Source organism: Dietzia sp. CW19 (assembly GCF_014145265.1).
GTDB lineage: Bacteria > Actinomycetota > Actinomycetes > Mycobacteriales > Mycobacteriaceae > Dietzia > Dietzia natronolimnaea.
Window position 1 is genome coordinate 2,150 of the sequence record NZ_JAALEE010000520.1, and the last position, 764, is coordinate 2,913.

Consider the following 764-nt stretch of genomic DNA (forward strand, 5'->3'; position numbering starts at 1 on the left):
CCGGCCGTACCTGGCCACCCCGGTGCGGTCGATCGTCCGGTCGCGCGTGGTGTGGTTGCTCGTGCTGGGACTCGGCGCGGCGCTCACCGTGCAGGTGTTGGCGGTGTTCGAGACCACGCTCGAGCAGGTCGTGGCGCTCTCGTTGTTCGTTCCGCTCATCATCGGTACCGGCGGGAACACCGGGAACCAGGCCGCCACGACGGTCACCCGCGCCCTGGCACTCGGCGACGTCCGCCCCCGCGACGCCCTGCGGGTACTCGTGCAGGAGGTGCGGACCGGGTTCATCCTGGGGCTCGCGCTGGGCGCGGTGGGACTCATCGCCGCGGGGTTCATCTTCGGCTTCGACTTCGGACTGGTCATCGGGCTGACCCTGCTGGCGCTGTGCACCATCGCGGCCACGGTGGGCGGGCTCATGCCGCTGCTCGCACAGGCGGTCCGGGCGGACCCGGCGGTGTTCTCCAACCCGTTCATCACGACGTTCGTCGACGCGATCGGGTTGATCGTGTACTTCCTGGTAGCGCGGGCCGTTCTGGGCCTGTAGGCAGGGGAGAAGACCCGACGCGGGAGGTGGATGTGGTTCAGCTGGCCCTGCAGCTCCTGGTGGCCGCTCTGCTGCTCAACGTGCTGGCCTGCCTCGTGCGGGTGGTGCGAGGCCCCTCCCCGCGTGACCGCGTGACCGGGGTCGTGTTGGCCGGCACCACCGGCGCCGCCCTGCTGTGCACGCTGTCCGTCCTGGCCGGCGCCCCGGCGGTCCGTTCGGCGGC

Annotated in this window: 2 protein-coding genes; both read left to right on the plus strand. The window is 71.5% G+C overall.

What is annotated here, in order from left to right:
- The coding region (locus G6021_RS17565; RefSeq protein WP_241736592.1) for a magnesium transporter at nt 1–541 on the plus strand (541 nt) is incomplete at its 5' end.
- Between the two features lie 32 nt (nt 542–573).
- Nucleotides 574–764, plus strand: a 191-nt coding sequence (locus G6021_RS14780) for a hypothetical protein (RefSeq protein WP_182610378.1), incomplete at its 3' end; no start/stop codon positions are given.